The sequence below is a fragment of the Micromonospora sp. NPDC005324 genome (assembly GCF_040607155.1).
Taxonomy (GTDB): Bacteria; Actinomycetota; Actinomycetes; order Mycobacteriales; family Micromonosporaceae; genus Micromonospora; species Micromonospora trifolii.
Genome location: NZ_JBEXGE010000032.1, coordinates 19,945 through 42,788 on the forward strand (window position 1 = coordinate 19,945; position 22,844 = coordinate 42,788).

22 protein-coding genes and 1 pseudogene are annotated in these 22,844 nt (G+C 72.7%); 17 read left to right on the top strand and 6 right to left on the bottom strand.

The genetic code is table 11. The features are described from left to right. Positions 1–148: 148 nt before the first annotated feature. The 4 genes and pseudogenes from ABZS40_RS27215 to ABZS40_RS27230 all read right to left on the bottom strand — a co-directional run. Positions 149–286: pseudogene (locus ABZS40_RS27215) on the bottom strand (IS481 family transposase); the annotation flags it as partial. Positions 287–1,593: 1,307 nt separating this feature from the next. Beyond that, positions 1,594–2,943 (bottom strand): NAD(P)/FAD-dependent oxidoreductase, encoded by a 1,350-nt coding sequence (locus ABZS40_RS27220; protein WP_354946340.1) that lies wholly within the window; start codon positions 2,941–2,943, stop codon positions 1,594–1,596. A 1-nt stretch (position 2,944) separates the two neighbouring features. Then, positions 2,945–3,355 carry a TcmI family type II polyketide cyclase gene (locus ABZS40_RS27225; protein WP_354946341.1) on the bottom strand — a complete coding sequence of 137 codons (411 nt, stop codon included), beginning with the start codon at positions 3,353–3,355 and terminating at the stop codon, positions 2,945–2,947. Between the two features lie 130 nt (positions 3,356–3,485). Next, positions 3,486–4,283: a BTAD domain-containing putative transcriptional regulator gene (locus ABZS40_RS27230; RefSeq protein WP_354946342.1), complete on the bottom strand. Its 798-nt coding sequence runs from the start codon at positions 4,281–4,283 to the stop codon at positions 3,486–3,488. 425 nt (positions 4,284–4,708) lie between these two features. Here ABZS40_RS27230 and ABZS40_RS27235 point away from each other — a divergent pair, with 425 nt between their 5' ends. The 10 genes from ABZS40_RS27235 to ABZS40_RS27280 all read left to right on the top strand — a co-directional run bounded on the left by ABZS40_RS27235 (position 4,709) and on the right by ABZS40_RS27280 (position 13,834). Beyond that, positions 4,709–5,047 (top strand): TcmI family type II polyketide cyclase, encoded by a 339-nt coding sequence (locus ABZS40_RS27235; RefSeq protein WP_091408771.1) that lies wholly within the window; start codon positions 4,709–4,711, stop codon positions 5,045–5,047. Next, on the top strand, positions 5,044–6,810 hold the full coding sequence (locus ABZS40_RS27240) for an acetyl-CoA carboxylase carboxyltransferase subunit alpha (RefSeq protein ID WP_354946343.1): 1,767 nt from the start codon (positions 5,044–5,046) through the stop codon (positions 6,808–6,810). The genes ABZS40_RS27235 and ABZS40_RS27240 overlap by 4 nt, the downstream gene beginning before the upstream one ends. After that, positions 6,807–7,337: an acetyl-CoA carboxylase biotin carboxyl carrier protein gene (gene accB, locus ABZS40_RS27245; RefSeq protein WP_354946344.1), complete on the top strand. Its 531-nt coding sequence runs from the start codon at positions 6,807–6,809 to the stop codon at positions 7,335–7,337. Before ABZS40_RS27240 ends, accB begins: the two co-directional genes overlap by 4 nt. A gap of 18 nt (positions 7,338–7,355) precedes the next feature. Further along, complete coding sequence (locus ABZS40_RS27250; RefSeq protein WP_354946345.1) at positions 7,356–8,786, top strand: acetyl-CoA carboxylase biotin carboxylase subunit; 1,431 nt, start codon at positions 7,356–7,358, stop codon at positions 8,784–8,786. Beyond that, a complete protein-coding gene (locus ABZS40_RS27255; RefSeq protein ID WP_354946346.1) occupies positions 8,783–9,538 on the top strand; it encodes an SRPBCC family protein in 756 nt (251 codons plus the stop codon). Before ABZS40_RS27250 ends, ABZS40_RS27255 begins: the two co-directional genes overlap by 4 nt. Continuing rightward, complete coding sequence (locus ABZS40_RS27260) at positions 9,531–9,935, top strand: cupin domain-containing protein (protein ID WP_112587250.1); 405 nt, start codon at positions 9,531–9,533, stop codon at positions 9,933–9,935. The genes ABZS40_RS27255 and ABZS40_RS27260 overlap by 8 nt, the downstream gene beginning before the upstream one ends. 43 nt (positions 9,936–9,978) lie before the next feature. Further along, on the top strand, positions 9,979–11,253 hold the full coding sequence (locus tag ABZS40_RS27265) for a beta-ketoacyl-[acyl-carrier-protein] synthase family protein (protein ID WP_354946347.1): 1,275 nt from the start codon (positions 9,979–9,981) through the stop codon (positions 11,251–11,253). After that, positions 11,250–12,506 carry a beta-ketoacyl synthase N-terminal-like domain-containing protein gene (locus ABZS40_RS27270; RefSeq protein WP_354946348.1) on the top strand — a complete coding sequence of 419 codons (1,257 nt, stop codon included), beginning with the start codon at positions 11,250–11,252 and terminating at the stop codon, positions 12,504–12,506. Before ABZS40_RS27265 ends, ABZS40_RS27270 begins: the two co-directional genes overlap by 4 nt. Further along, the gene (locus tag ABZS40_RS27275; protein WP_354946349.1) at positions 12,503–12,820 is read left to right on the top strand and encodes an antibiotic biosynthesis monooxygenase family protein; all 318 of its coding nucleotides are present in this window, start codon (positions 12,503–12,505) and stop codon (positions 12,818–12,820) included. The genes ABZS40_RS27270 and ABZS40_RS27275 overlap by 4 nt, the downstream gene beginning before the upstream one ends. A 186-nt stretch (positions 12,821–13,006) precedes the next feature. Further along, entirely contained in the window at positions 13,007–13,834 is an 828-nt protein-coding gene (locus ABZS40_RS27280) for a M55 family metallopeptidase (RefSeq protein WP_354946350.1), read from the top strand. A gap of 40 nt (positions 13,835–13,874) precedes the next feature. On the opposite strand, the gene ABZS40_RS27285 is transcribed toward ABZS40_RS27280, so the two are convergent. Then, positions 13,875–15,242, bottom strand: coding sequence for a hypothetical protein (locus ABZS40_RS27285; RefSeq protein ID WP_354946351.1), 1,368 nt, complete (start codon positions 15,240–15,242; stop codon positions 13,875–13,877). 336 nt (positions 15,243–15,578) lie between these two features. On the opposite strand from ABZS40_RS27285, the gene ABZS40_RS27290 reads away from it, so the two are divergent. Then, a complete protein-coding gene (locus tag ABZS40_RS27290) occupies positions 15,579–16,721 on the top strand; it encodes a helix-turn-helix transcriptional regulator (RefSeq protein WP_354946352.1) in 1,143 nt (380 codons plus the stop codon). Positions 16,722–16,998: 277 nt separating this feature from the next. After that, a complete protein-coding gene (locus ABZS40_RS27295; protein ID WP_354946353.1) occupies positions 16,999–18,366 on the top strand; it encodes a class I adenylate-forming enzyme family protein in 1,368 nt (455 codons plus the stop codon). On the opposite strand, the gene ABZS40_RS27300 is transcribed toward ABZS40_RS27295, so the two are convergent. Then, complete coding sequence (locus tag ABZS40_RS27300) at positions 18,294–18,980, bottom strand: 4'-phosphopantetheinyl transferase superfamily protein (protein ID WP_354946354.1); 687 nt, start codon at positions 18,978–18,980, stop codon at positions 18,294–18,296. The two genes, ABZS40_RS27295 and ABZS40_RS27300, sit on opposite strands and share 73 nt — an antisense overlap. A gap of 15 nt (positions 18,981–18,995) precedes the next feature. On the opposite strand from ABZS40_RS27300, the gene ABZS40_RS27305 reads away from it, so the two are divergent. The 5 genes from ABZS40_RS27305 to ABZS40_RS27325 all read left to right on the top strand — a co-directional run bounded on the left by ABZS40_RS27305 (position 18,996) and on the right by ABZS40_RS27325 (position 22,818). Further along, positions 18,996–19,262 (top strand): acyl carrier protein, encoded by a 267-nt coding sequence (locus tag ABZS40_RS27305; RefSeq protein ID WP_196922961.1) that lies wholly within the window; start codon positions 18,996–18,998, stop codon positions 19,260–19,262. Then, a complete protein-coding gene (locus ABZS40_RS27310; protein ID WP_354946355.1) occupies positions 19,262–19,507 on the top strand; it encodes an acyl carrier protein in 246 nt (81 codons plus the stop codon). The genes ABZS40_RS27305 and ABZS40_RS27310 overlap by 1 nt, the downstream gene beginning before the upstream one ends. Then, complete coding sequence (locus tag ABZS40_RS27315) at positions 19,500–20,603, top strand: beta-ketoacyl synthase N-terminal-like domain-containing protein (protein ID WP_354946356.1); 1,104 nt, start codon at positions 19,500–19,502, stop codon at positions 20,601–20,603. The genes ABZS40_RS27310 and ABZS40_RS27315 overlap by 8 nt, the downstream gene beginning before the upstream one ends. Positions 20,604–20,764: 161 nt before the next feature. Next, on the top strand, positions 20,765–21,205 hold the full coding sequence (locus ABZS40_RS27320) for a beta-ketoacyl synthase chain length factor (RefSeq protein ID WP_354946357.1): 441 nt from the start codon (positions 20,765–20,767) through the stop codon (positions 21,203–21,205). After that, entirely contained in the window at positions 21,202–22,818 is a 1,617-nt protein-coding gene (locus ABZS40_RS27325; RefSeq protein WP_354946358.1) for a class I adenylate-forming enzyme family protein, read from the top strand. The genes ABZS40_RS27320 and ABZS40_RS27325 overlap by 4 nt, the downstream gene beginning before the upstream one ends. Positions 22,819–22,844: the final 26 nt, after the last annotated feature.

Consider the following 22,844-nt stretch of genomic DNA (forward strand, 5'->3'; position numbering starts at 1 on the left):
TCACCGCGCCCCCGCGCCCCGGCGTGATCGACTCGGGTTTCGGGGAGTCGGGGTGTCCCGGTCGGGTGGATCGCGCGGTCTCCTGAATACCGATCCGGGCGGCGGGGCGGCGGGCGTCGGAGGAGTTTCGGCACCTGCGGCCGAGCCCCCGGCGCGCCGTCGCTCTGGACGGCTGCCGGGGGCTCGGATGCGGGCGGTCAGACCTGGTTGCCGCTCGGCAGCACCGAGGCCATCTCGTCGCCGGCGCCGGCGAGCACGCGGGCCTGCTGCGGCCAACTGGCCAGCCCCGGTGCGGCGCGCAGGCCGGCGGTCCGGATCAGGTCACGCAGTGCTGGCTCGTCCAACTCGCCGAGCTGGCCGTACGTGCGCACGCCCGCGTCCTGCAACGCGGCTGCCATCTTCGGCCCGACCCCCTGGATCCGGCGGAAGTCGTCGGCCGGGCCCGTCGGGTCGGCGTCGACGCTGCCGATCGCCGTGTCGGCGGCCGAACGAGCCGGAGGGGTGGCGGTGTTGACCGGTCGGACCGGTGGCGTGGCCACCGTCGACCGCTCGGCCTCCGCGGCGGCGACCGCAGGCTCGCCGTTCACGGAATCGGCGTGCACCGGCTCGGCATCGGACGTACCTGCGGTCGTCAACGCCTCTGCCGGCGCGGCGTCGACCGCCGTCGCCTTGGTCTCCACGTCGTCGGCCGGGCCGACGGAGACCGGCGCATCGTCGACCGGCGTCGAGTCGATCGGCGTGGCGTTGACGGGCGTGGTCTCGACCGGCGCATCGTCGGCCGGCGTCGTGTCGAGCGGTGCCGTGTCGGCGGTCGGGAGGTCGTCCGCGGGCTGGCGGGGTGCGACCACGGCCGTCGGGGCGGGCTGCTCGTCGACAGTGACCGGCTCGGGGGCCGATTCCACGGTCGGCTCCTGCCGCAGCTCAGCGGCGTCGGACTGCTCGGTGGCCGGTACCGGCGGCGGGTCCTCGGTCAGCGCCATGTCCCCCGGGTCGACGGTGCTCGGGGCGTCAGCCGGCACGGGCACCGGGGTGGGACCGTCCGGTTCGGTCAGCGCGCCGGGCGCGCTGACCGTGTCGACCGGTACCGGCTCGTCGGCGACCGCGGTCGGTGCCGGGTCGACGGCGGCCGCAGGCCGGGCCTCGTCGGTGGTGGCAGCCGGCGTGGGCGTGTTGATCACGGCCAGGCCGGCGACGGGGTCACCATCCACAATCGAATTGCCCTGTACGCCCCGCCGGCCGCGCAGCAGCCACCCGGCGGCCAGGCCCAGCAACAGTGCCAGTACCACTATCAGCGAGTGTCCGAAAGACCACGCCACGGCGAACCTCCCTCTCAGCTCGTTGTAAAAGTCACGAGAAAAACTCGCCGCAGCTTCGCACACGCGTATTGCCGACGACAGGCAGGATCGGCCGTCAGCGGTGCGGGTGGGACCGCCACCTCAGCCGGTGCCCGCCGGGTAACACAGCGTCGCGCGACCACACCAATTCGGACCCGATGAGACCGGGCCGGGCATGGATCGCTCGGCAGAGCGCTCCGGACACGATGAGACCCGGGCCCGGCGTGGGACGCCGAGCCCGGGTCGGGTGATGCGGAGTTCAGTCCCGGTCGCCCTCGTAGGTGTGGAAGTCGTCGACGAACCGGCGACGGAGCCGTGGTACCCGGCTGGTCACTCCGAAGTAGCCGCGCGCGCCGAGCAGTGCGAGCCGACCCACCACCGGTCGGTACATCCGGTCGTCGCCGCTGGTGCCGCTGCGGTTCAACGATTCGGCGACCCGGGCGAAGCCGTACGGCGCCATCACGGCCTCGTAGTCGGCGACCGCCTGCAGCAGCGTCTTGTCGCCGGCGGTGGCGCGGCTGAGCTGTGCGCAGAGCAGGCGGGCGTCGCGCAGCGCGGTGTTCGCGCCAACGCCCCGACCCGGGGTCATGGTGTGGATGGCGTCACCGAGCATGGTGACGGTGCTGCTCTTCCAGGGCGGCACCGGCTCGGACGTGGCCACTTTGATCGGTAGGGCGCTGGCCGGGTCCGCGTGGGCGAGCAGTTCCCGTAGGTGCGGGTGCCAGTTCGAGGTGAGGTCCAGGGCGACCTGCACCAGGTCCTCGCCGCGGCGTTCCATGATGTCGGCCGGGAACCGGTTGGCCGCACTCCAGATGATCAGGTTGATGTTGTCGGTGGTGGTGTCGTGGGCCAGGCCGGGCCAGTCTCGGAGCACTGCGGCGTCGGGCTCGCTGACGCCGGGCTTGATGGAGCGTTCGGCGTCCCACTTGAACTCCATGACGTGCAGCACGCCCATCATCCCGCCGACGCCGAAGATCAGCGAGATGCCCTGCTGGACCCGCTCCGGAATGAGGCCGCTGGTGTGCGGGGTCAGCGGGATCCGGGTGGCGATGTTGATCGTCCCGGCGTCGCGGGTGACGGCGTGCGGCAGGTACTGGCGGCGTACGGCGGAATGGGTGCCGTCGGCCGCCACCAGCAGGTCGCCGGTGGCGCTGGTGCCGTCGGCGAAGTGCGCGGTGACAGTGCCGTCGTCGCGCTGCTCGTACCTGGTGAAGGTCTTGTCGAAGTGCACCACGTCCTCCAGGCCGGTCAGCAGCACCTGGCGCAGCACCATCCGGGCCACGGAGTGTTCGGTGCGGACCGGGTCGGCGCTCGGCCGCAGCGCGAACGACGCGGTCTGGCGCAGCCCCTGGGTGACGACGTTGAAGTAGTGCGGCGGCCGGGCGCAGGTGGCCAGGAAGGTGGCGAACAGCTCCGGGGGAAGGCACTCCCGCAGCGCCCGGCTACCGGTGGGGCCGATGCCGACCCGGTAGCCGAGCAGCCCTTCGGCGCGGTCGCGGTGTCGTTCGTAGACGGCGGCGCTGATCCCGGCGCGGCGCAGGCCGTGCGCCAGGCACAGCCCGCCCGTGCCCGCGCCGATGATCAGGACGTGCGGCGGCGCGGCGGACATGTCAGCCGGCCGGGTGCGCGGCGGGCGCCTCGGTGCTGGCCGGGCGCGCCGTGGGCACGTCGGTGCTGGTCGAGCGTGTCGCCGGCACCTCGGCTGCGTCCCAGCGGTAGAAGCAGGCGGCGATCGCGTCCCGGGGGGAACGCCAGGTCGGCAGGTACGGCGACGTGTGCGCGGAGAGCCGTTCGTTGACCTGTCGGAAGAGCGGGTGGTTGCGGGCCGCCGCGAGGGCGTCCGGGTCGACGTCGTCCGAGGTCTCCAGCAGGTGTACGCACAGGTCGTGCAGGCAGTACAGGGATCGGTGCGTGACGCCGGTCAGGCTGGGGAGTTCGGTGGCGTCGGACTCGGCGAAGATCTGCGCGACACGACCCTCCGCTCCCGGGATGATCCGGCTGACGATCAGTAGACGACTCATGGGACCCCTTCCGCCGGTGGCCTGCCCGAACCCTCGGGGATCGGTGCCACGTGCACTGTGCGCCCACGGTGCCGCAGCGCCTGTCACATCACCGTCACGTACGCCGGCCGGCCGGTGACGGACGGTGCCGTCACGTACGCCGAACGGCCGGTGACGGGCGGTCGGTGATGGCCTCGCGGCTGGCCTGGCGGATCGGGGCGAGGGTGTCGTCGAGCAGGGCGCTCATGGCGGGGCTCGGCTCCAGCCGCAGCTCCCGGCGCAGCAGGTCCCGGTAGACGTAGAAGGCGTGCACGGCTTCGAAGGCGTTGCCCTCGGCCAGGTGGATGCGGACCACCAGTCGGTGTGGTGTCTCCCGTAACGGCTCGGCGGCCATCGCCTCCAACGCGGCTTCGAGGGCCTCTCCGTGCCGCCCTGCGGCCAGGTGGTGCCCGGCCACCTGTTCCAGCATGTGCAGGCGGAGTTGGCGCAGGCGTTCCCGGTCCAGCAGCACCCAGTCGTCGTACCAGCCGGGCAGGAGGTCGTGCCGCCCGGCGGCGAGCGCCCCGGCCGCGGTGCGCGGGTCGTCGCCGTCGCGGACCCGGGCCGCGGTGCCGACCAGGTCGTCCACGTCGAGCCGGACCGCCGAGCCGAGACGTACGGTGTCGCTGGCCACTGTCATCGGGCAGCACGGGTCCTGTCGGAGCCGCCACAGGGCGGTACGCAGTGAGGACAGCGCCCGTTCCTCCGACGCGTCGGGCCAGAGCAGCCCGGCGAGCTGGCTGCGGGTGGCGCCGGGGCGGAGCCCGATCAACGCGATCACCCGTTGCAGCCCGCGCGGCACCACGACCGGCACCGCCTCGCGGAGGAGTCGGAAGCCGCCGAGCAGGTGCAGTGAGACGCCCTCCTCGGGCGGGTCTCCGGCGGTCGGCACGGAAGGATCAGCGGCCACGGCGGCACCCCCTGCGGAACGCTCGTCCCGACTGTCTGCTGTGTCCCGGATCGGTTGCCCTCGACGCCACTGTCGACCCCGCCGAACGCGGCGTGGCCGGGCGCGGCCGCGCCCGCCGAGGCCGCCGGGCTGACCACGCTGAAGATTATCAATAATGGTCACGTTGCGTCAACGCCAGCCTGGACCTTCTATTAGTGACAGTTAACCCGAGATCGGTTCTGAACTGCATAAACATGAGCGCCTGCCGCGCACCGGACACATAGCTGATACACAGGTTGCGTCAACGCAGCGTCACCACCATCCGTCGCTGGCCGACCCGGCGCGGTGACGCCGCCGTGACGAGGATCGGCGCATCGTGTCGGCAGTCGTCCAGCGCGTCCGGGGGCCACCCGTCGCCGGCCGGACGCTGTGGGGGGAGGCCCAGTATGGACCGATCACTGATCGTCGCGAAGGTGGATCCGACCGCCGAGGAGCGGGTCGCCGAGATCTTCGCCGAGTCGGACGCGACGGAGCTGCCGCGCCTGGTCGGTGTCCGGCACCGCTCGTTGTACCGACTGCACGACCTCTACGTCCACCTGCTCGAGACCGCGCAGCCGGCGGAGGGCGCGGTGGAGGCCGCTCGTGACCACCCCGAGTTCATCCGGGTCAGCGACCGGCTGCGCCCGTACGTGTCGCCGTACCTGTCGACCTGGCGCTCGCCGCGCGACGCCATGGCGCGGTGCTTCTACCGGTTCGACGCCCCGGACACCGGGCGGCGGTCGTGACGGCCACCGCGCCGCGCGAAGAGCAGCTCTGGTCGCGCTGCGCGGGCTGCGCCAGCCTGCTCTACCGCAAACGGCTGCGCCGCAACCTCGACGTCTGCCCGGAGTGCGGGGAGCATGCCCGACTCGGCGCGCCGGAGCGCCTGCGCCAACTGGTCGACCCGGGTTCGCTGCGCCTGCTGCCCGACCTGCTGCCCGAGGCGGACCCGCTCGACTTCGTCGACGTGCTGCCGTATCCGCACCGGCTCACCGGGGCGCGGGCCAGCACGGGTCTGGCCGAGGGGGTCGTCTGCGCAACGGCCACCATCGGCGGGCACCCGGTGGCCCTGGCGGTGATGGACTTCCGCTTCCTCGGCGGCAGCCTGGGCTGCGCGGTGGGTGAGCTGATCACCCGGGCCGCCGAACGGGCGCTGGACGACCGCACCCCGCTCGTCCTGATCACCGCCTCCGGCGGCGCGCGGATGCAGGAGGGCGCGCTGTCGTTGATGCAGATGGCGACCGTCAGCCAGGCCATCGCCGCGCTACGCGAGGCGGGGCTGCTCACCGTGAGCGTCCTCACCGACCCGACCTACGGCGGGGTGGCCGCCTCGTTCGCCACCAACACCGATCTGGTGCTCGCCGAGAGTGGCGCGCGGATGGGCTTCGCCGGCCCCCGGGTGATCCGTCAGATCACCGGGCGGGCCCTGCCGGAGGGCTTCCAGACAGCCGACTTCCTGCTCCGACACGGGCAGGTCGACATGGTGGTGCAGCGCCGGTCGCTGCGCGGGCGGCTGATGGCCCTGCTCGCCGCGACCCGCGCCGGCCGTCCGGCGCGTCCGCCCGTACCCCGGCAGGAGCCGGCGGCGCGCCGCGAGCGCCTCGCCGACGACGGCGCCGCCGTGGCGCGGCCGGCGGACCCGGCGGCCGAGGGAGACGCCGGCACCCCGGGAGCGGGGGACACCCCGGCGGTACGCGACGCGTGGGACACCGTCCGGACGGCCCGGCACCCGGGGCGACCCACCACACTGGACTACCTGGACTCGGTCTTCGACGGGTTCGTGGAGCTGCACGGCGACCGGCTCGGCGCGGACTGCCCAGCCATCGTGGGTGGGGTGGCCCGGCTGGCCGGCCGGCACGTGATGGTCATCGGTCACCAGAAGGGGCACACCACCGCCGAGCTGGTCGCCCGCAACTTCGGCATGGCCAGCCCGGCCGGGCACCGCAAGGCACTGCGGCTCATGCGCCTCGCTGCCCGGCTCGGTCTGCCCGTGGTCACCCTGGTGGACACCCCCGGCGCCGACCCCGGGGTGAGCGCCGAGGAGCAGGGCCAGGCGGCGGCCATCGCCGAGAACATCCTCACCCTCACCGTGCTGCCCACCCCCGTGCTCGCGGTGATCACCGGCGAGGGCGGCAGCGGCGGCGCGCTGGCGCTGGCGGTGGCCGACCGGGTGCTGATGCTGGAGAACGCCGTCTACTCGGTGATCAGCCCCGAGGGGTGTGCGGCGATCCTCTGGCCGGACCGGTCCGCGGCCCCGCAGGCCGCCCGCGCGTTGCGACTCACCGCGCCAGACCTGCGCCGGCTCGGGGTGGTCGACGAGGTCGTGTCGGAGCCGCCGAGTGCCGCGCACGACGACCCGGCGGAGACCGCCCACCGGTTGCGCGCCGCCCTACTGGCCAACCTCCTGCCGCTGCTGGACGTGCCGCCGGCCATGCTGGTCCGCCTGCGCCGGCAACGCTTCCGACGGTTCGGCGCGAACCGCGTCGGCGCACGGGCGGGCCTGCGATGACCGCCGGCGACCGCGCGCTGTCGACAGTCGACGCGTCCGACGACGTGGGGGTGGACGGCGAGGAGGCGCTGGCCGGGCTGCGCCGGCAGGCGCAACACCTGATCGCCGAGCTGGCCGGGCCGGTGCGCCGGATCCGGCTGCGCAGCGGGCCGGCGGTCCTGGAGGTCGAGTGGCACCCGGAGGACGCGACCCGACCGGACGTACCCCTGCCCCGGGCCGAGGCGGCACCGGCGGTCGTGCCGGCGCCCGGCGCCGCACCTGCGGTGCTCCGGCCGCCGGTGCCTGGGCGCGTCGCGGTGCGGGCACCGATCGTCGGCACCTTCTACCGGGCGCCGGAGCCCGGCGCCCGGCCGTTCGTCGCGGTGGGCGACCTGGTCCGCCCGGGCCAGCCGGTCGCCATCGTCGAGGCGATGAAGCTGATGAACGAGGTGACCGCCGACCGGGCCGGCCGGGTGGCCGCGATCCTCGTCGAGGACGGCCAGCCGGTCGAGTACGACCAGCCGCTCGTCGAACTGGACCCGGCATGACGGCGCGGGGTGGTTGACATGTTCGAGACCGTGCTGATCGCCAACCGGGGCGAGATCGCGCTGCGGGTGCTGCGCGCCTGCAAGGAGCTCGGCGTGCGAACGGCGGTGGTCTACTCCGCCGCCGACGCCGACTCGGCGGTGGTCCGCCTCGCCGACCAGGCCGTGCGGATCGGACCGCCGTCGAGTCGACGCAGCTACCTCAACGCCGCCGCCATCGTGGAGGCGGCCCGCCAGGTGGGCGCGCAGGCCGTTCACCCCGGCTACGGCTTCCTCTCCGAGGACGCCGACTTCGCCGAGATCTGCGCCGACAACGGCCTGACGTTCATCGGCCCGCCGCCGGCGGTGATGGCCGCCCTGGCCGACAAGTCCTCGGCACGGGCGCTGATGAGCCGCGCCGGCCTGCCGCTGTCGCCGGGCAGTGTCGCGCCGGTGCCGACCGCCGCCGCGGCGGCCGAGGTGGCCGAGGCCGTCGGCTACCCGGTGATCGTGAAGGCCGCCGCCGGGGGCGGGGGCCGGGGGATGACAGTGGTGCACACCCCGGGCGAGCTGCGCCGGGCGTACACCCGGACCCGGGCCGCCGCGCAGGCCGCCTTCGGCGACGACCGGGTGTACGTCGAGCGCTACCTGACCGAGGCCCGGCACGTCGAGGTGCAGGTGCTCTGCGACGCCCACGGCAACGGGGTGCACCTGGGCACCCGGGACTGCTCGGTGCAGCGCCGGCACCAGAAGCTGGTCGAGGAGTCGCCCGCCCCGGCGCTGCCCGCCGCCGTTCTCGACACCATCGCCGAGACCGCCCTGCGGGGTGCGCTCCAGGTCGGTTTCGTCGGTGCCGGCACGCTGGAGTTCCTGGTCGACGCCGAGGAGAAGTTCCACTTCCTGGAGATCAACTGCCGGATCCAGGTGGAGCATCCGGTGACCGAGATGGTCACCGGCATCGACCTGGTCCACGAGCAGCTGCACATCGCCGCCGGGGTGCCGCTGCGGTGGCGGCAGGAGGAGATCCGCCTGCACGGCGTCGCTGTGGAGTGTCGGGTCAACACCGAGGACCCCGCGCGCGGCTTCGCCCCCACGCCCGGCCGGTTGGAGCGGTTCACCCCACCCGGCGGCCCGTTCACCAGGGTGGACACCCACGCCAGCGCCGGTTACCTGGTCGGCCCCTGGTACGACTCGCTGCTGGCCAAGGTGATCGTCTGGGCGCCCGACCGGGAGTTGGCCCTCAACCGGCTGGAACGTGCCCTGGACGAGTTCGACATCGCCGGTCCGGGCGTGCACACCACCATCCCGTTCGTCCGGCGGGTGCTCGACGACGCCGCATTCCGCAAGGGCCGCTACACCACCGGCCTGGTCGACCGTCTGCTCGCCGCCCCCGCGCGGGGGCCGGCGGCCACCCCCGCACCGCGCACCGCGCCCGCCGCAGATCCCGACGCAACCCACAGGAGGACCCGATGACCGTCACCCATGGTCGACCGATGACCGCCGAGATCACCGACATCCTGGTGGCGCACTGCGGGCTGGACGCCGACGCCGCGGCCCGGGCGCCCGCCGCGTCGCTGGAAGAGTTGGGCATGGACTCGTTGGCCCTGCTGGAACTGTCGGCGGTCGTCGCCGACCGCTGGCAGGTGGCCATCCCCGAGCAGGCCGGGCAGCTGAGCATCCCGGCGGTGGCCGACCTGGTCGCCCGCCGCGCCGACCCGCCCGGGCACACCGAGAACAGCGTGGTCATCGACGCGCCGCTGGGGCTGGTCTGGGAGATCACCAACGACGTGGCGAACTGGACCGAGCTGTTCACCGAGTACGCCGTGGTGGAGATCCTGCACCGCGAGGGCCACACGGTGCGGTTCCGACTCACCATGTATCCCGACGAGAACGGGGTGTCCTGGAGCTGGGTCAGCGAGCGCACCGCCGACCCGGTGAGCAGGCAGGTCCGGGCGCACCGGGTGGAGACCGGGCCGTTCGAGTACATGCGCATCCACTGGCGCTACGCCGAGGAGGCCGGTGGCACCCGGATGACCTGGACGCAGGACTTCGCGATGAAGCCGACCGCGCCGGTCGACAACGCCGCGATGACCGAGCGGATCAACACCAACAGCGTGATCCAACTCGCGGTGATCAAGGACCGGGTGGAGCGGACCGCCTGGCAGCGCGCCGATCAGGGCAGCCCGACCGCCAGCGACGCACCGACGGAGGCCGACGATGAGTGACCTGAGCACCCGCCCGATCGCCGCCCGGGACGTACCCGCCGACCGCCGGCGCGGCGGTGAGCTGCGGGTGCTGCTCGGCCCCCGCACCGTCGGCAGCACCTCGGGTTTCCTCGGGGTGGCCACGCTCGAGCCGGGGGAGCGGATCGCCGAGCACTACCACCCGTACAGCGAGGAGTTCCTGTACCTGGTCCGTGGCGCGATCACCGTTGACCTGGACGACCAGCCGACGCTGCTGGCCGCCGGCGAGGGGCTTTTCGTACCGGTGAACGTGCGGCACCGGCTGCGCAACACCGGCGTCGAACCGGCCGAGGTGGTCTTCCACCTGGGCCCGCTCGCCCCCCGGCCCGAACTGGGCCACGTCGACACCGAGCTTGTCGAACAGCGGGGCGGGTCATGAGCGCGGGTTTGCGAGCCCCGCAGTCGCGAACAGAGGTGACGCGATGACCGGGCGCCGCACGGTGGTGACCGGGATTGGGGTGGTCGCCCCGGGCGGCGCCAGCCGGGACCGCTTCTGGAAGACCATCACCGAGGGGCGGACCGCCACCCGGCGGATCAGTTTCTTCGACCCGTCGGCGTTCCGGTCGCAGATCGCGGCGGAGTGCGACTTCGACCCGGTCGCGGCGGGGCTCAGCGAGGCCGAACTGCGGCGGGCCGACCGGTACGTGCAGTTCGCGCTGGCCTGCTCGGCCGAGGCGGTGGCCGACGCCCAGTTGGTGCTCACCGACGCGGAACGGGACCGGGCCGGGGTGGTGCTGGGCACGGCGGTGGGGGGCACGATGGCGTTGGAGCAGGAGTACGTCACAGTGAGCGAGCACGGCCGGCGTTGGCTGGTGGACGGGGCGCGCGGTGGCCCGTACCTCTATCAGGCGCTGGTGCCCAGCAGCCTCGCGGCGGACGTGGCCTGCCGGCACGGGTTACACGGCCCGGCGCAGGTGGTGTCCACCGGCTGCACCTCCGGTATCGACGCCATCGGGTACGCCCACCAGATGATCGTGGACGGTGAGGCGGACGTGATGCTGGCCGGCGCGTCCGACTCGCCGATCTCTCCGGTCACCGTCGCCTCCTTCGACGCGATCAAGGCGACCAGCCCGGACAACGACGACCCGGCACACGCCTCCCGCCCGTTCGACGCCGACCGGCACGGGTTCGTGCTGGCCGAAGGCGGGGCGGTGCTGGTGCTGGAGGAGGCCGGGCACGCCCGGCGGCGGGGAGCGCACATCTACTGCGAGGTGGCCGGCTACGCCAGCCGCAGCAACGGCTTCCACATGACCGGGCTCCGGCCGGACGGGCTGGAGATGGGCCTCGCCGTCACCGACGCGCTCCGGCAGGGCCGGATCCTGCCCGAGCAGGTCTCCTACATCAGCGCCCACGGCTCGGGAACCCGACAGAACGACCGACACGAGACGGCCGCGTTCAAGCGGGCGCTGGGCCAGGCCGCATACGGGATACCCATCAGCTCGATCAAGTCGATGGTCGGGCACTCGCTCGGCGCGATCGGGTCGATCGAGATGGCCGCGTGCGCCCTCGCCATCGAGTTCGGTGTGGTGCCGCCGACGGCGAACTGGAGCACCCGGGACCCGGAGTGCGACCTGGACTACGTACCCAACGAGGCGCGGGAGGTGCCGGTGGACGTGGCCCTCTCGGTGGGCAGCGGGTTCGGCGGTTTCCAGTCGGCGATGGTCTTCCGTCGGATGCTCGGCGCGGTGGCGGCGTGACCGCCGAGGTCGCTCGCGCGGTGGTGACCGGCATCGGGGTGGTCGCACCGAGCGGCATCGGCGCGGACGCGCACTGGCGCACGGTCCTCGCCGGCACCCGCCGGACCGGCCCGATCACGTTGTTCGACCCGGCCGGCTATCCGACCCGCTTCGGCGGGGAGGTTCCCGGCTTCACCGCCGACTCCTACGCCGACAGCCGACAACTGGTGCAGACCGACAGGTGGACGCACCTCGGGTTCGCCGCCACCCGGCTGGCGCTGGCCGATGCCGGCCTTCCCGACCGGGCCCCCGACCCGTACGGCTACGCGGTGACTCTGGCCAGCTCGTCCGGGGGCAACCTGTTCGGTCAGCGGGAGTTGCAACGGCTGTGGGGCGGCACGTCCCGGACGGTCGGGGCGTACCAGTCGATCGCCTGGTTCTACGCGGCCAGCGTCGGGCAGCTCTCCATCCACCACCAGTTCAAGGGTCCGAGCGGGGTGCTGGTCGCGGAGTCGGCCGGCGGGCTGGACAGCCTGGCGCACGCCGCCCGCGCGGTGCGCCGGGGCACCCCGGTCGTGATCGCCGGGGCCACCGAGTGCCCGTTGAGCCCGTACGCGCTGGCCTGCCAACTGCGCTCGGGGCTGCTCAGTGACGTCGCCGACCCGGAGCGGGCGTACCGGCCGTTCGACGCCACGGCCAGCGGTTACCTGCCGGCCGAGGGCGGAGCGGTGTTCGTGGTGGAGGATCTGGCGCACGCCCTGGCTCGGGGCGCCCGGGTCTACGGCGAGGTGAGCGGCTGGGGCTCCACCCACGACGCCGCGCACACCACGGCGGAGAGCACCGGCGACCCGGCCCAGTACGCGCGAGCGATGCGTCTGGCCCTGGACCGGGCGGGCGTCGCCGCGGCCGGAATCGACGTGGTGCTGCCCGACGCGCTAGGTGTGCCCCGCTACGACCGCAGCGAGGCCGAGGCACTGCGTGCCGTGTTCGCCGACCGGCCGCCCCCGGTGACCACGCAGAAACCGCTGACCGGTCGGGCGTACCAGGGCGGCTCGGCGTTGGACGTGGCCACCGCGCTGCTCGCCTTCGCCCACGAAACGTTGCCCGCGTCGGCGGGGCCGGACGAGGTGGCCGAGGGCTGCGAGCTGGACTTCCTACGGGAGCACCGCCGACCGCGTAGCCGGCTCGCCCTGATCTGCGCGCGGGGCTTCGACGGGTTCAACAGCGCGCTGGTCCTGCGCGGGGCCGCGCCGATGAGGGGAGAGGCGTCATGAGCGACAAACGAGCCCGGGTGGTCTTTCTGGTACGGGTGCCGGTGCCGCGTACCGAGCAGTTCCTCGCCGCGTACGAGGAGGTGCGGCACCTGGTCGCCGGCGGTGTGCCGGGGCACCTGGTCGACCAGGTGTGCCGGTCGTCGACCGACCCGGAGCAGTGGTTGATCACCAGTGAGTGGGCGAGCCTGGCCGACTTCGAAGAGTGGGAACGAAGCCCCGAACACCGGGAGCTGGTGCGCCCGATGCGGGAGTGCTTCACCGACGCCCGCTCGCTGCGCTTCCACATCCACGCCCAGACCCCAGCCCTGCCCTGACGGCTCCACGCCAGCCCGCGCCGCCCGCTTCCCGCCCGCTTCCCGCGCCGCCCCCGTCGATCATGGAGTTGTGGTGCGCAACAAAGCGCCCCCTATACGGACGATCCAGGCACCATAACTCCTTGATCGACCGCCCTGTCCCTGCGGGGTCGACATCGGGGCAGGAGCGCGTAAGGTCCTGTAGCCATGAAGGTGCTGATCTCGGTCGACCTCGAAGGCATCTCGGGGGTCGTGCACCCCACCGAGACGAACCCGGATCGGTACGACTACGAGCGCGGCCGGGCGTTGATGACGGCCGAGGCGAACGCGGTGATCGCCGGGGTCCTCAATGCTGAGCCCGACGCGGTGGTGTGGGTCGCCGACGCGCACGGAACGTTTCGGAACATCCTGCCGGAGGACCTCGACCGGCGTGCTCACCTGGTGCGGGGCAAACCCCGCCCGCTGGGCATGCTCGCGGGGTTGGACGAGCAGACGGATGCCGTTCTCCTCGTCGGCTATCACGCTCGGGCCGGTGCCGGGCCCGCCGTGCTGGCCCACACGATAAGTGACGCCGTCCTCGACGTGCGGGTGGCCGGCCGATCGTTGGGCGAGATCGGCCTCAACGTCGCCATGGCGGGACACCTGGACGCGCCCGTCGTTCTGCTCAGCGGAGACGACACCGCCTGCGCGGAGTTCAGTGAGCTGGTGCCCTCGGCAGTCACCGTCGCCGTGAAGCAGACCCTGGGGCAGGCCGCCGCGGTGGCGCTGCATCCGCAGGAGGCACGGGAGCGGCTGCGCCACGCTGCCGCCGACGCGATCGCCCGGCGCGCCTCGATCCCACCGGCGAAGATGGTCGGGCCGTTGGACGTCGAGGTCGACCTGTACGGGCCGTACATGGTCGACCTCGCAACTCTGGTGCCGGGTGTGACCCGCCTCGACGGCGGTCGGACGGTCGCCTTCCACGCCGTCGACGTCGCCGAGGCGTACCGGCTGGTTCAGCTGCTCGTCCAACTCGCCAGCATCAAACCGAGCTAGCGCCGCGAACCGCTCAACGCCTGAGCAGGTCCGCCAGGGATCAGGTGGCGATGAGGTCCCGGGCATCCTGACAGAATTGGCGGACGGTGGGGGTGCGCCGGTACGGGGCCAGCGCGCCAACCAGGTTGCGGACGTGCTTGATGCATCTGGTGGAGGTGACCTGCCCGGTCAGAGTTTGCACGGCCTGGTCGCCGAGGGCAAGCGCCTTGTCCAGTTCGGGGTGTTCCTGCTGAACGTAGGTGGTCGCGAGCAACGCGTTACGCAGTGCGCCCTCGCGGGTGTACTCGTTGCTCTGTAGCCGCAGCGCTGCCCGTAGGTGGTCACGAGCGCGCGGCCAGTCTTCGAGCTTCACGAAGCAGTAGCCGGCCTGAGCGTGGGCCTGCGCCTCGTTGATCCAGTAGGACCAGTCCGGGTCGCCGTGCTCCGGCCGGCTGTCGGTGAATCTGTCGAATGCGGTGTCGAGCGCACGGCGGGTGTCGGTGACCGACCGGTTGTTGGCATACGCCTCGGCGGCCCGCAGATCGAGGATCGTCCCCACCTTGGGGCTTGTAGCCGGATAGCTGGCACGCGCGGTCTCCGCGAGGGTCACGGCCTGGCGGAGCTGACCGAGATCCTTGGCCTGGCAGGACATGAAGCCGAGGATGTTCGCGCCGAGGCCGCGATCACCGGCCGCGTTGGCCTGATAGAGCCCAGCGATCCAGAACCGTTGCGCCTGGGTGTGGTGGCCGTCGTCGAAGGAGAGCCAACCGGCGAGGCGCAGCAACTCACCGGCGGTGCCGTGCAGTCGTCGGCCGACCGTGTCGGTATAGCTGCGTTCGCGCAGCACCTCGACCACCGTGCTCAGGTGCTTCCGGACCAGGCCCAGAGTCTGACCGCTGCCGAGGTGGTCATCCATCCGCCGCAGGCTGGCGGTCACCGCGTCCAGGTGGTCCACGACGTCGCCGGACAGAGGTCGGCCGGCGGTCGATGCGATGTCCTTCGGTGGTTGGGCGATCAGCCACTCGTGCGCCGGTGAGGTCAGTGCGGAACCGAGCAGAGTGAGGAACATCCGTCGGTGCGTCATCCCCTCAGGTTCGTTCACCACCTCGCCCGCCCGCAAGGCCCCGCTTGATGACCAGGGCAGGTCAAGACCGGCCGAGGCGAGAGCGGCCTCGAACCCGTCGCTCGGCCAACCGAGCTCATCGAGACCAACCGTCCGCTGCAACTGCTCGGACAGCAGCGCGGAGGTCAACGACGGCCACGGTGCTCGGGGAACATCGCCCTTCTTCCACTTGTACGGCGTCTTGAGATGCAGCCGCTCAGCCCGCCCGTGCCGCTCGGCGCATTCGTTGAGACGTCGAGCGAACTGCTCCGGCTGCCAGCCCGCCTCGGCCAACAACCGCGTCAACGCCTCCCCACTGGGTGCCACCCTCCAGCCTCCTCATCTGTAGCGACCGCCACACGAACAGTAGCGATTCGGTCGGACATCGGGTGGCTTCGGCACTCGTGGGGCACTGATAGGCACCGAGCGCACCTGCCTCTGCGGCCTCGTTCACGGAGTCCACTGGACACGTCAAGACGAGCGGATCGAGTCACGATGGCGAGCTTGAGCGGTGGAGGTGCTCGTGGTTTTCGAAGTGGTGGCGTTGCTATTTGGTGGGCTGGTGCCGGGGTTTCTGCTTGGGTTGTTGGCGTTCCGGGTGAAGGTGAGGTGGTGTCCCCACTGTGGGCATCCCACCCAGGCGCTGTCGCAGGGGCGGGACCGGTGACCCGACCTGGCGAGGAACGGGACGAGCCGGTCGGGCGGCGAGTGGCCCGTTGGCGTGTCCGCCGCCGGATGACACAGCAGATGCTTGCCGACCGGCTCGGCAAGTCGAAGAGTTGGGTCGACAAGGTCGAGCGCGGCGTTCGCAACCTGGACCGCTACTCCGTCGTCCAGGAGATCGCCGAGGTGCTGCGCCTCGACCCGGCCGTGCTGCTCGACCTCCGCAAGTCGCCGCTGCCGGCGGCCACCGCCCTGGACGGCATCGACGCGGTCTACGCCGCCCTGGCCCACTACCATCAGCGCCGCACCCGGACGGTGCCGACCGAAGAGGTGGGCCGTCAGGTCGAGTACGCCTGGCTCGCCTACCAACACGCCCACTACGCCCAACTGCTCCGGGCGTTGCCCGCCCTGCTCGACGCCGCCCACACCACCGCGGGCCTGTTGGTGCCCGCGTACCGGATCACCGCTTCGGTGCTCGTCAAGCTCGGCGAGCCCGACCTCGCCTGGCTGGCCGCGGACCGGGCGGTCGCCGCCGCGGCGGGCGACCCCATCCGCACCGGCACTGCCACGATCGCCGTGGCGCAGGCGCTGCGGGCTCTGGGTCGCGACCGACTCGCCCTCACCGCGGCCGTCGCCGCCGTGGGTACGGCCGCCAATGAGTGGGTACGCGGAACGCTGCTGCTCCAGGCCGCCATGGCCGCCGCCGGCTGTGGCGACGGTCGCCGCGCCGATGAGCTGATCGACCACGCCGCCGCGTTGGCCGGCCGGTGTGCGGGCGCCGACGACCTGCACCACACCGCGTTCGGCCCTGCCGCCGTGCGACTGGCCCGCTGTATCAGCGCCCTACACCTCGGCGACGCCGCCCAGGCCGTGCACCGCCACGAAAGGGCCGTTCTCGGCGACGCCTGGCGTCGGCTGCCCGCCGAGCATCGGGCCGCCCATCTTCTCGATGCCGCCCGCGCCTACCTTCAGGTCGGCGACCTCGCCGCCGCCGGGCACGCCCTTGCCGACGCCGACGCCATCGCACCTGACGAGGTCCGTTACCGGCCTGCCGCCCGTACCCTCATCGCCGAGATCGCCCACAGTGGCCGGGCAGCCGCTGGCGTGGCGCGACTCGCCACCCTCGTCGGGCTCACCCGGTGACCGCGACGCCATCGGCCGTCCGGCTGGCGCCGCGCGACGGTTGTACGAGGGGTCATGTCTCGGTGACGCTCTGCCAAATCTCCCGCCCGATCCTGCCCGCCGAACGGGCTGTCGGCAATCCGGCTGGCCGCTGCTTTTGATCCATCCATTCGCATCTAGCAATGGCCCCGTGACCGTCGTATGGTTCCCCGCAGCACCCCAACAAGCGTACGTGATGGGCGGATTCGCCCTCTTTCATGCTGGGCGGTGAACGGCAGTGACGGCAGAAGATCCTACGGTGACCGACCCGGGATGGGTGGACGAAGTCCTGTTCGGCGGCCACCCGACCGACGTTTGTCTCCGTCTGCCCGAGCCCGTCGACCGGGCCACCCTGCACCGGCTGGTCACCGCCGCGCAGGACCGACTCACCGCCGCCGGACTGCGCCCCGGTGGCGCCGCGGCGCTGCGGTTGCCGCCGTCCCTGGCGTACGTGGTAAACCTGCTGGCCACCTGGCGCGCCGGGGGACAGGCGATCCTGCTCGACCACCGGCTCACCGACCACGAGGTGGACCGGGCGCTGGCCCGGTTGACCCCGCAGGTGGTGGTCGCCCCGTTGCGGACCGGTGGCGGCGCGCTGAGGATCTTCGTCGACGTCACCGAGGGCGTCACCCGGTACGCCGACCGTCCGGCGGTCAGCGGCCACGCCGTGATCCAGCTCAGCTCGGGCTCCACCGGCCCGTCCAAGGTGATCGGCCGCACCGCCGCCGACCTGGTCGCCGAGGTGCACCGTTACACCCGGATCGACGGGGTCGCGCTGCCCGGCGAGCGGATCATCCTGCTGCCCTCGGTGGTGCACGTGCTCGGCCTGGTCGGCGGCCTGCTCTACGGGCTGCACGCCGGGGTCGAGCTGGTTCCGCCGGAGCGGCTCAGCGGCGACGCCGTGCTGGCCGCGATCAGTGCCGGCACCACACCGGCCACCGTGCTCGGAGTGCCGTTCCACATCGGGCTGCTCGCCTCCACCCGCCCGACCGGTCCACTGCCGCAGCTGCGACGGATGACCACCGGAGGCGAGCTGGTGCCAGCCGCCGTCGCCCGGGCGTTCACCGACCGGTACGGGGTGCCGCTGGGCAACATGTACGGGATGACCGAGGTCGGGGTGATCGGCACCGACCTGCACGGCGCGCACCGACCGTCGATCGCCCCGGCGCCCGGCATCGAGGTCCGCGAGTCCGGCGGTGAGCTGTGGGTGTCCTGCCCCGCGTCGCCGTACGTCGGACTGAGCGACCCGACCCGCTGGTCCGACGGTTGGCTGCACACCCGTGACGCCGGCACCGTCGAAGAGGACACCGGCCTGGTCACGGTGCGCGGTCGACTCGACTCGCAGGTCTCCGTCGGCGGGATGAAGGTCGACCTGACCGAGGTGGAGGCCACCGTCGCCGAGTTGACCGGGGTGGCCGCCGCCGTGGTGGTCTGGGACGACGGCATCACCGCGTACGTCCAACCCGACGGCCCGCTGTCGGAGGAGACGCTGGACAAGCTCCTCGCCGAGCGGTTGGCCGGCTACAAGCGGCCCCGAGCGCTGCACCTGCTCGATCAGTTGCCCCGTACCACCACCGGCAAGCTGGTCCGCTCGACCGACGCGCTGCGCTCGGCGGTCACCCCGTGACCGGGCCGTTGCACCACCTCGACGTCGACCTGCGCGCTCGCCCGCGCGGCGACCGCCAGGACGAGGCCCCCGCCCAGCTGCGGGTGACCGACCCACAGGGGCTCGGCACCGGGCACCGGTCGCAACGGCAGCCCCGGCACCGGCATCAACCGGCGCAGCCCGCCGTCCCGCAACCCCCGCCCGAGCGCCTTACCGACCGCCTCCTTGGCGGTCCACAGCCGCAGGAAGTCCACCGTCCGGCCGGCTGCGGGCCGATCGCCCAACCAGGCCAGCTCAGCGGGCGGGAACCAGCGGCGGGCCAGCGCGAGCGCCGGCAGCGGACGGATCCGCTCCACGTCCACCCCTACCGCGCCGGCCCGACGGGCGGCGACCACCACCAGCCCGGCGGCGCGGCTGACGCTGACCGCCAGCTCGACCGACCCGGTCACCTCGTCGACCCGGACGACCGGCCGCCCTTCGCGGTCGTGCGTCAGCACCAGCTCGGCCTCCGGGCGACCGAGCAGCAGGGCACCCGCCCGCCGCAACAGCACAGCGGCCGGATCCGGCTGACCGCCGGTGTCCCGACCGACCCACACGTAGGCGGTGTCCCGACCGGACACCGTCAGCTGAGCCACGCAGAGAGGGTATCCATGAGAGCCGAGGTCCGCGCCTTCGTCGTCGAGCAGCTCGCCGACATGAACTACGACGTCGAGGGGCTCGACGACGACACCACGCTCGGCCCCTCCGGCGTCGACCTGGAGTCTCTCGCCCTGGCCGACCTGTCCGTCCGGGTCGAGGACCGGTACGGCCTGACGTTCGCCGACGACGAGTCGGAGCAGCTGGCCCTCATGACGGTCGGCGAGTTCACCACAATGGTCGCCAATCGCGTCACCGAGGCGACGAGCGACAAAGCCTGATGAGCGGTCAGCCCGATCTGGGGCGAGCTGACCTGATGACCATGCTCGCCGAACTCACAGCGAAACCGGCTGCCGAAGTGTCCGACCGGATCGGCTCGATGGAGCTTGCCTGGCTGGTGCACCTCGTCGAGCAGCGCTACGAACGCCGGCTCGACATCACCGACGACGAGCTGGCCGGCATCCGCACCGTCGACGACGCCCTGCGGGTGTTCCGGGCGTCGCTGACCGCCTCCGCCGATGGTTGAGGCGCGGGTCGCCCAGCTCACCGGTGTGCACGCGGTCAGCGCCCTGGGGCGGGGCGCCGAAGCGCAGCTCGCCGGTGTGCTGGCCGGGGTGCCGGCGTTCGGACCGGTGGGCCGATTCGACACCGCCGCCCGCCGGGTCACCGTGGCGGCCACCCTGCCCGAGGTCGGTACGCTCCCCGACGAGCTGGCCGCCTCGATCGACGCGGCCTGTCGGGCGGCCGGTCTGGACCGCGCGCAGCGCGCCGGGTGTGCTCTGCTGCTCGCCGTGCACGGCGGCCCGGCCGTGGGCCCGACGCCGGCCGTGCTCGCCGGTCAGCTCGCCACCCGATGTGGACTGTCGGGTCACACCCGGGTCTACACCAGCGCCTGCGTGTCGGCGAGCACGGCCGTGGCCGACGCCGCCGCCCGCATCACCCGCGGTGATGTCGAGCGGGTGGTGGTCGCGGCCGGCTACCTGGTGGAACCGGACCAGTTCGCGCTCTTCGACGCCGGCCGCGCCCTCGCGGCCGACGGGGCGGTCCGCCCGTTCAGCGCCGGCCGCCGGGGGTTGCTGCTGGGCGACGGTGTGGCCGCGGTGGTGCTGGAATCGAGCACCGGCCGGCGATGCGGAGTCGAACCGGTGGCCACAGTGGCCGGTTGGGGGCGGGCCGGTGACGCGTTCCATCCCTGCCAGCCGGAGCCCGGCGGCACCGGGCTGGCCCGCGCGGTCGACGGCGCGCTGCGCCGGGCCGGGCTGCCACCGCAGTCCGTCGGCTACGTCAACGCCAACGCCACCGGTACCGCGCAGAGCGACACCGCCGAGGCGGCCGCCCTGCGCCGGGCCCTCGGCGGGCATGCCAACCGGGTCCCGGTCAGCTCCACGAAGTCGGTGCACGGGCACGCGCTGGAGGCGTCCGGGTTACTCGAACTGGTGGTCACCGCGCTCGCGCTGCGCCACGGCGAACTGCCGGTCAACGCCGGCTGGCTGGGCCCCGACGACTCCTGCCCCCTGAACGTCGTCAAGACCCATCCACAAAGGAGTGCGGAAACCCACGCCCTGACCCTCAACGCCGCCTTCGGTGGCGCCAACACCGCTCTGCTGGTCGGCGTCGAATGACCGCCCCCCACTCCCCGCGATCTTGCACTTTTCGCCCCGACGAATCCGACCAGGCGCCCAAACCGACGACCGACACCGCAAGATCGCCGGGGAATGCGGCCGGGGAGAGGGCTCGGGCTTTCTGGCCTGAGGGTGGGGACGTTGACGGCACGGTCGCGGGGGTGCCGGGGTTTGTGCACTCGGACTTCGCGCCGGTGGTGGTGGCCGTCGCCGAGCGGTGCCTGCGGCGGGGGTACGGGTCGGCGGGAGTGCCCGCCGGCATGCGGACGGGGATCGTGCTGGTCAGCGCCAGCGGTGATCTCGCCAGCGCCCAGCACGTACGGGCGACAGTCGAGGCCGGCGGGCGGATCGGCCCACTGTTCTTCTTCCAGTCCGTGCCCAACAGCGTCGCCGGGCACATCGCGGCCCGCTGGGGCCTGCGCGGCCCGGTGGTCTGCCTCAGCCCGACCGGCGACCCGTACACCGACGGCGTCGACGAGGCCGACCTGCTGCGCGACGACGGCGACGCCGACGAGGTGTTGCTGATCCTGATCGAACAGGCACCCGACAAGCCGACCGAGGCGGTCGCGGTGCTGCTGCTGGGGGGAGGAGCACGACCATGAGGACACGGGGACTGCGCGGCGCACTGGCCGCCGACACCGAGCTGGGTGCGGGCAACGTCCTGGCCCGGGTACTGGCGCACGGCGCCGACCCGGACGGGCCCGGCCTGACCTTCGACACCGCCGTCGACGGGCACCCCGCCGAGACGCCACTGACGCTGGGGCGGCTCGACGAGCGGGTCGCCGCCCGCGCCGCCTGGCTGCACGAACAGGGGGTACGCCCCCGCGACCCGGTCGCCGTCTGGGCCACCGCCGCCGCCGACATGGTGCTCAGTTTCCTGGCGCTGGCCCGGCTCGGGGCGATCCCGGCGCTGATGAACGGCAAACTCCGCCCGGAGATCGCCGCCGAGTACATCCGCCGTCTGCGGGGCGTCGGTGTGCTGGCCGACGACGCGCACACCGCGTCGCTGGCCGGGCACGACCTGGGCGTACCCCTGCTCGGCACCCCCGCGCAGGCCGGCACGGGCGACCCGGCCGCCGCCCCGGCGCACTACCGACACCACCCGGACGACCCGATCGTGATCACCCACACCTCCGGGACGACCGGGGTGCCCAAGGCGGTGCTGCACTCGCACGCCAGCCTCTTCGCGGCCACCCGGCACCTGCTCACCATGCCGCAGGCGCAGGGCACCACCCGGATCCTCAACGCGCTGCCCGCACCGCACACCGCCACCGTGTTGATGGTCAACCAGGCGCTGGGCAATCGCGCGCAGATGTTCCTGCTCTCCGAGCAGGGCGGCGAGCGGGTGCTGGACGCCATCCAACGCTGGCGCCCAGACGGGGTGTTCGGTTTCTCGGTCACCTGGGCGGAGCTCGCCCGCTTCGACCTGTCCGGGTACGACCTGGACTCGGTGCGGCTGTGGTTCAACACCGGCGACGCCTCGCACGAGCCGCACATCCGCCGCCTCGTCGCTGTCGGTTGGCACGACACCGTCACCCGCGACGGGGTGGCGAAGGTGCCCGGCTCGGTCTTCATCGACGGGCTGGGCTCCAGCGAGATGGGACACTCGATGTTCCACATCACCCACCGCGCCGACACCGACCGGTACGGCCGCTGTATCGGCCGCCCGTACCAGTTCGCCAAGGTCGCGGTGCTCGACGCCGACGGCGAGCCGGTGCCGGTCGGCGAGGTGGGTTTCCTGGGCATCGACTCGCCGTCGCTGTTCCGGGGCTACTGGAACGACTCGGTCACCACCTACCGCTTCCGCCAACGGGGGTGGTACCTCACCGGTGACCTGGTCCGCGCCGACGCCGACGGCCGCTACTACCACCTGGACCGGGCGGTCGACTCGGTCGACGCCGGTGACGGGCGGCGCTTCTACACAGCGCTGTCCGAGGAGCGCATCCTCGCCGCCTGCCCGGACGTCACCGACTGCACCGTGGTGATCGTCGCCGAGGCCGGCGCGGTCGTCACCGACGTGCTGCTGGAGTTGGCCGCCGGCGCCGACGAGGCCGAGGACCGCACCGAGCGGGTCCGCGTGGCCCTCGGCCCGGACGTCGGCGCCACGCTGCGCCGGGTCGTGCCGGTGCGTTCCGCCGACATCCCGGTCACCGTGACCGGCAAGGTCCGCAAGGTGGTCCTGCGCGAGCGCTACCTCACCGAGGCGAGTTCATGAGTGAGCGCAGCGAGCGAATCAGGCGA

What these genes read in the sequence shown, in the direction of transcription:
- ABZS40_RS27220 (WP_354946340.1), bottom strand. Translation starts at nt 2,943, where the DNA reads ATGTCCGCCGCGCCGCCGCACGTCCTGATCATCGGCGCGGGCACGGGC.
- ABZS40_RS27225 (WP_354946341.1), bottom strand. Translation starts at nt 3,355, where the DNA reads ATGAGTCGTCTACTGATCGTCAGCCGGATCATCCCGGGAGCGGAGGGT.
- ABZS40_RS27235 (WP_091408771.1), top strand. Translation starts at nt 4,709, where the DNA reads ATGGACCGATCACTGATCGTCGCGAAGGTGGATCCGACCGCCGAGGAG.
- accB (WP_354946344.1), top strand. Translation starts at nt 6,807, where the DNA reads ATGACCGCCGGCGACCGCGCGCTGTCGACAGTCGACGCGTCCGACGAC.
- ABZS40_RS27250 (WP_354946345.1), top strand. Translation starts at nt 7,356, where the DNA reads ATGTTCGAGACCGTGCTGATCGCCAACCGGGGCGAGATCGCGCTGCGG.
- ABZS40_RS27255 (WP_354946346.1), top strand. Translation starts at nt 8,783, where the DNA reads ATGACCGTCACCCATGGTCGACCGATGACCGCCGAGATCACCGACATC.
- ABZS40_RS27260 (WP_112587250.1), top strand. Translation starts at nt 9,531, where the DNA reads ATGAGTGACCTGAGCACCCGCCCGATCGCCGCCCGGGACGTACCCGCC.
- ABZS40_RS27265 (WP_354946347.1), top strand. Translation starts at nt 9,979, where the DNA reads ATGACCGGGCGCCGCACGGTGGTGACCGGGATTGGGGTGGTCGCCCCG.
- ABZS40_RS27275 (WP_354946349.1), top strand. Translation starts at nt 12,503, where the DNA reads ATGAGCGACAAACGAGCCCGGGTGGTCTTTCTGGTACGGGTGCCGGTG.
- ABZS40_RS27280 (WP_354946350.1), top strand. Translation starts at nt 13,007, where the DNA reads ATGAAGGTGCTGATCTCGGTCGACCTCGAAGGCATCTCGGGGGTCGTG.
- ABZS40_RS27305 (WP_196922961.1), top strand. Translation starts at nt 18,996, where the DNA reads ATGAGAGCCGAGGTCCGCGCCTTCGTCGTCGAGCAGCTCGCCGACATG.
- ABZS40_RS27310 (WP_354946355.1), top strand. Translation starts at nt 19,262, where the DNA reads ATGAGCGGTCAGCCCGATCTGGGGCGAGCTGACCTGATGACCATGCTC.
- ABZS40_RS27315 (WP_354946356.1), top strand. Translation starts at nt 19,500, where the DNA reads ATGGTTGAGGCGCGGGTCGCCCAGCTCACCGGTGTGCACGCGGTCAGC.
- ABZS40_RS27325 (WP_354946358.1), top strand. Translation starts at nt 21,202, where the DNA reads ATGAGGACACGGGGACTGCGCGGCGCACTGGCCGCCGACACCGAGCTG.